General features: G+C 50.1%; 8 protein-coding genes and 1 pseudogene. 7 read left to right on the top strand and 2 right to left on the bottom strand.

Going from position 1 to position 4,871, the window contains the following annotated elements; all coding sequences use genetic code 11:
• From Q0231_RS00990 to Q0231_RS00965, 6 genes are all read left to right on the top strand, one after another.
• Positions 1 to 452 (top strand): cobaltochelatase subunit CobN (locus tag Q0231_RS00990; RefSeq protein ID WP_299343872.1); only part of this gene is annotated, 452 nt, incomplete at its 5' end.
• On the top strand, positions 449 to 1,078 hold the full coding sequence (gene cobO / locus Q0231_RS00985; protein ID WP_269392964.1) for a cob(I)yrinic acid a,c-diamide adenosyltransferase: 630 nt from the start codon (positions 449 to 451) through the stop codon (positions 1,076 to 1,078). The genes Q0231_RS00990 and cobO, both read left to right, overlap by 4 nt.
• A gap of 18 nt (positions 1,079 to 1,096) precedes the next feature.
• On the top strand, positions 1,097 to 2,005 hold the full coding sequence (locus Q0231_RS00980) for an NAD(P)-binding domain-containing protein (RefSeq protein WP_299343866.1): 909 nt from the start codon (positions 1,097 to 1,099) through the stop codon (positions 2,003 to 2,005).
• Complete coding sequence (locus Q0231_RS00975; protein ID WP_299343863.1) at positions 1,998 to 2,465, top strand: NUDIX domain-containing protein; 468 nt, start codon at positions 1,998 to 2,000, stop codon at positions 2,463 to 2,465. The genes Q0231_RS00980 and Q0231_RS00975 overlap by 8 nt, the downstream gene beginning before the upstream one ends.
• The gene (locus tag Q0231_RS00970) at positions 2,462 to 2,755 is read left to right on the top strand and encodes a GNAT family N-acetyltransferase (RefSeq protein ID WP_269392961.1); all 294 of its coding nucleotides are present in this window, start codon (positions 2,462 to 2,464) and stop codon (positions 2,753 to 2,755) included. Before Q0231_RS00975 ends, Q0231_RS00970 begins: the two co-directional genes overlap by 4 nt.
• Before the next feature lie 11 nt (positions 2,756 to 2,766).
• Entirely contained in the window at positions 2,767 to 3,156 is a 390-nt protein-coding gene (locus Q0231_RS00965; RefSeq protein WP_269392960.1) for a rhodanese-like domain-containing protein, read from the top strand.
• Here Q0231_RS00965 and Q0231_RS00960 read toward each other — a convergent pair.
• On the bottom strand, positions 3,153 to 3,692 hold the full coding sequence (locus Q0231_RS00960; protein WP_269392959.1) for a GNAT family protein: 540 nt from the start codon (positions 3,690 to 3,692) through the stop codon (positions 3,153 to 3,155). The two genes, Q0231_RS00965 and Q0231_RS00960, sit on opposite strands and share 4 nt — an antisense overlap.
• Positions 3,689 to 4,180, bottom strand: a complete 492-nt coding sequence (locus Q0231_RS00955) for an Lrp/AsnC family transcriptional regulator (protein ID WP_299343855.1) — start codon at positions 4,178 to 4,180, stop codon at positions 3,689 to 3,691. Before Q0231_RS00955 ends, Q0231_RS00960 begins: the two co-directional genes overlap by 4 nt.
• 114 nt (positions 4,181 to 4,294) lie before the next feature.
• Here Q0231_RS00955 and Q0231_RS00950 point away from each other — a divergent pair.
• Positions 4,295 to 4,871 (top strand): annotated as a pseudogene (locus tag Q0231_RS00950) (pyruvate ferredoxin oxidoreductase); the annotation flags it as partial.

The raw sequence follows: 4,871 nt of genomic DNA, 5'->3' as shown, positions 1-4,871 counted from the left end.
CCCCGTTTGACGGCGGCCTAACCGCCACCGCGACGTCGCTAACGGGACACCCACCGGCACATTATCACAATGACCACTCGCGTCCCGAACGGCCCGTGGCAACAACGCTGGACGAAGAAATCGCCAAGGTCATGCGCTCGCGCGTTGTCAATCCAAAATGGATTTCAGGGGTGATGCGACACGGTTACAAAGGCGCGTTCGAAATTATCGCCACCACCGATTATAGGTTCGCATTCGCGGCAACAACTGGTGCAGTGAAGTCACACCATTTCGACATTGCCTTTGACGCCTTTGTGCTCAATGATGAAGTGCGTAGCTTCATTCACGAGAACAACAAATATGGCTATGATGAACTCATATCCAAGTTTCGCGAAGCAATGGAGCGCGGCTTCTGGTCGCCAAAACGCAATTCAACCTATGCCTTTTTAGATGGGAGCAATGATCAGCTATGAGCAAAAAAACCGACAATATGAGTGAAGAAGAACTCAACGAGCGCCATACTGAGAAAATGAAAAAGAAGAAGGCGGCGCGCGACAAGATCATCGCCACCAAAACCATCGAAAAAGGCCTTACCATCGTTCACACCGGAAAAGGCAAGGGTAAATCGACAGCCGCCTTCGGCATGGTCTTTCGGGCGCTTGGCAATGGCATGAAAGTCGCTGTTGTACAATTTGTCAAAGGCAAATGGGGCACTGGCGAGCGCAATGTGCTCGACAAATTCCCCGATCAAGTTTCACTTGCCACAATGGGCGAAGGCTTTACGTGGGAAACCCAAGATCGGCAGCGCGATATCGATGCGGCACGCGCCGCGTGGGAGCAAGCCAAAGAATTTATTCTGGACGACAAGCACGATATGGTCTTGTGTGATGAATTGAATATTGTCTTACGATACGACTATTTGCCCATTGAAGAGATTTTGGACGTTCTAAGGCAAAAACCAGAGATGAAACATGTGATCATCACGGGGCGTAATGCAAAAGACGAGTTGGTGGAATTTGCGGACTTGGTCACCGACATGACCCAGATAAAGCATCCCTTCCGGTCTGGCGTGAAAGCACAGGTAGGGATCGAGTTTTAAAACCATAAAGAGGCCTATATGCGCATTCTGCAAGAAGATGATCTGAACGCCATTCCAACGCGCGTTTTTCTTGACGCAGTTCGAGCGCAGATTGATGCGGATGCGCGCGGCGAAGCGATTTCGCCACCGCGCCATCGGGTCGATTTTGATCCTGGTGCGCTGGTCTTTACGTGCGGCGGCAACAAAGACCTAGCCGGGTTTCGCGTTTATGACACCTTTCCAAAACGCAAGAATGCGGTCGAAGAGCAGTTGGTTGTTGTGTTTGACCGCACCACAGCAAAGATCAAAGGCATAGCGATTGGCGAGCGCTTAGGCGCGATCCGCACAGGTTGCCTTGGTGGCGTTGCGATTGATCGTTTGGTGCCTGAGGAGCGGATTGAAAAACTGGCACTGATCGGAACTGGAACGCAGGCGCAAACCCAGTTAGAAGCGATTTTGAGTTTACGTGAGGTTGGAAAAGTCAGCGTGTTTAGCCGCTCGATGGAGCGGCGCGGTAATTTTGCAACCGATATGGCTAAGAAGCTGAGTGCAAATATCACCCCAACTTCAAGTGCTGAGCGCGCGGTGCGAGATGCTGATGTCGTGATCCTCGCCACCAATTCTTCAGAACCCGTGATTGATACAGAATGGATAAAACATGGCGCTCATGTCACAACTCTAGGTCCCAAATTTGTTGATCGCCACGAATTGCCTTTGGACATTGTCGCGCGCACCAGATTGATCGTTTCCGATAGCCCGCAGCAGATTGCTGGGCAGGGCAACAAACATATGTTCCATGACCAAAATTTACCTGTCCAACATCTTGGCGCACAAACCTTCAATTCGGCTGCTGGAGATCTCACCCTGTTTTTGTCCGCGGGACTGGCTGGAACTGAAGTGACCGCGCTCAGTGCGGCAATCGATTATTTGGACCAACAAAGTGGCTGAGTTTTTTGACAATCTGAAGGACGCGCCGCCAATCAACCAGCCGCTCGCCCAAGGTTCTGTGTCGATGGTGTTCTTGGGTGATAGTGTATTGATGGAAAAACGCAGCGACAACGGTCAATGGTCTTTCCCGGGTGGCAGAGCCGAGCCGGGCGAGGCTCCCGAAGTGTGCGCAGCCCGTGAACTGGAAGAAGAAACCGGGCTGGCAGGGTTGACCTTAGAATTCGTCACCTTGTTCGATAACCCCGGCTCCATCGGTGCATACGATGATGGCAATGTAGTGCAAACCCACATGTCCGTTTTTGCAGCAGAACTGACTCAAATGCCGGCACTGCACATAAGCGAAGAATCGACACAGCTGAAGTTCATCTCTTTGGCTGAACTGCGCCAAATTGATCTGGCTGCCTCGCATAACCCCATTAGAAAACTCGCAACAGACTTGTTCTCAAAGGCGGCAACATGACCAAAGACCTCAAAATACAGTTTCAAGAAGACAATCAACGTGGTCGATTTTTCGCAGACCTTGGCGAAGGTCATCAGGCCGAAATGACTTTCGTGCGCAACAACAATCAAATGATTGTCGATCACACGCGTGTCCCCAAAGAATTTGAAGGCCAAGGAATTGCGGCAAAACTGGTGATTGCTGGCGTGGAATTCGCGCGTCAGAACAAACGCAAAATCGTGCCTGTGTGTTCTTATGTTGTAATGCAGTTCAAACGGCACAAAGACTGGGCAGATGTGCTGGCGGCGTAAAGGGAGTTGAAATGAAAACGGTCAAACAACTTGTTGATCAAGCCATGGCTGAAATCGAAACGCTCGATGTGGAAAGCGCCAAACAGCAGACTGCATCCGGCAAGGCCTTGTTGGTCGATTTGCGCGATATTCGCGAGCTAAAGCGTGAAGGCAAAATCGAAGGCGCAGTGCACGTGCCGCGCGGTATGCTTGAGTTTTGGATTGATCCAACAAGTCTTTATCACAAGCCTGAATTGGCCACGGACAAAAAGCTGGTATTCTTTTGTGCCGCGGGTTGGCGTTCTGCCTTGGCAACCAAGACCGCTAAAGACATGGGCTTTGAAAATGTGGCGCACATCGAAGGTGGATTTGGCGGGTGGCGTGATGCAGGCGCACCAATTGTCGAACCTGAAACCCGCTAAACGGACCATTCTTCTTTGAGGACGCCGTAGCTGACTGAATCATAATACTGACCCTGCCAAAAACGCGCTTTGCGATAGCAAGCTTCTTGGCGCATGCCTAGCTTTTGCGCGAGTCGCATCATCCCTTGGTTGCCACTCCAAGTGGTTAGCCCAATCCGCACCAATTCGTCTCTGTCGGCAAATAATTGGCCGATCAGCAGTTTTAACGCATTCGCACCTATGCCCTTTGACCAATCCGATTGATTGAAAATCAAAATGCCAATCTCCATCCAATAGGTCGCCTTGCTGCGCCAATACCAGCTCACTTCGCCCAAGATTCGATCCGACCGCGCATCAATAATCAGCAGTTTTTTCAAATCCTGTTCAGGGGCTTCCAATTTTTCGCGCAAGCGTTGGATGTAACGATCCTGCTCAGCGTCGTCGGGTAGTCCAAAGTAGGGGCCGTTGAACTGATGAAAAGCTCTGTCTGGCGAAATCAATTGGCGATAGGCGCGCAGGTCGGCAATGCGCAGATCTCGCAATGCAATGTCGATCATTTCTTCATCCGGGCCGAAGTCGTTGGAATCGCTTTTTGAAACTTGATCTTGTCCATCACCACTTGTGAAAAAGTTTTGGAGATGAACGGCATGCTCATCAAACTATTGCGCAGAAACCGATGATACGAGCGCATGTCTGTGGCCAATACTTTCATGACATAATCATACTCACCCGTCGTCGCATAGCATTCCAAAATCTCGGGAATTGATTGCACCAACCTTGTGAACTCATCCAAATAATCATCATTATGCTGCTCAAGGCTGACTTGCAGCAAAATCGTTTCGCTGTAGCCCATTTTTTCCGGCGAAACCGTAAGGCCGTAGGCCGTGATCACCCCAGCTTCTTCAAGCGCGTTGATGCGTCGCCACACGGAAGAAACCGAGCTGCCCACTTGGTTGGCGATCTCTTGGTTGGAGAGTCGGCTGTTTTGTTGCAGTAAATCTAAGATTTTCCCGTCAATTTGATCAATTGAGAACTGTTCTGTCAAAACTAAGCGCTTTCTTGAAAAAGATTGCCAAAATGTGGCTATATTGAGCCCTAATTTGATCAGATATGTCAAGAAAAATGAGCGATAATGGTTCTCAAGGAATAGGGGAACATTATGGATCTAACACCGGCGAATGCGAGCCTTTTCGCATATCCAGAATATGAATTGCGTGACGGACTAAAAAACGAGCGGGTTTTTCTGTCGGGCACTGACGTTTTGGTACGCATCCCTATTGAACAAGCAAAAGCTGATTTTGCTGCTGGGTTGAACACTGCAGGTTTTGTATCGGGCTATCGTGGTTCGCCGCTTGGTGCTTATGATCAGGCTATGGCGAAAGCCAAAACAACGTTGGACGAATACAAAATCACAGTGAAGCCAGCGATCAACGAAGATTTGGCCGCAACCGCAATCGTTGGCACACAAGAGGTCTCTAGCGATCCACAAGTGACCGTGGATGGCGTTTTTGGCATTTGGTACGGCAAAGGCCCCGGCGTTGATCGTTCGGGCGACGCGCTCAAACATGGCAATGCTTTGGGCAGCTCAAAAAATGGTGGTGTGATCGCTTTTTTGGGCGACGACCATGGTTGTGTTTCCTCTTCCATGCCGCACCAATCTGACCAAGCTGCCGAGCATTTTATGATGCCAGTGCTTCATCCGGCAGGCATTGCTGATTACATCCCGTTTGGGCTTT

The organism is uncultured Maritalea sp., from assembly GCF_937139385.1.
Taxonomy (GTDB): Bacteria; Pseudomonadota; Alphaproteobacteria; order Rhizobiales; family Devosiaceae; genus Maritalea; species Maritalea porphyrae_A.
Note: the sequence above shows the minus strand (reverse complement) of the source record. Positions and strands in the feature narration are given on the sequence as shown.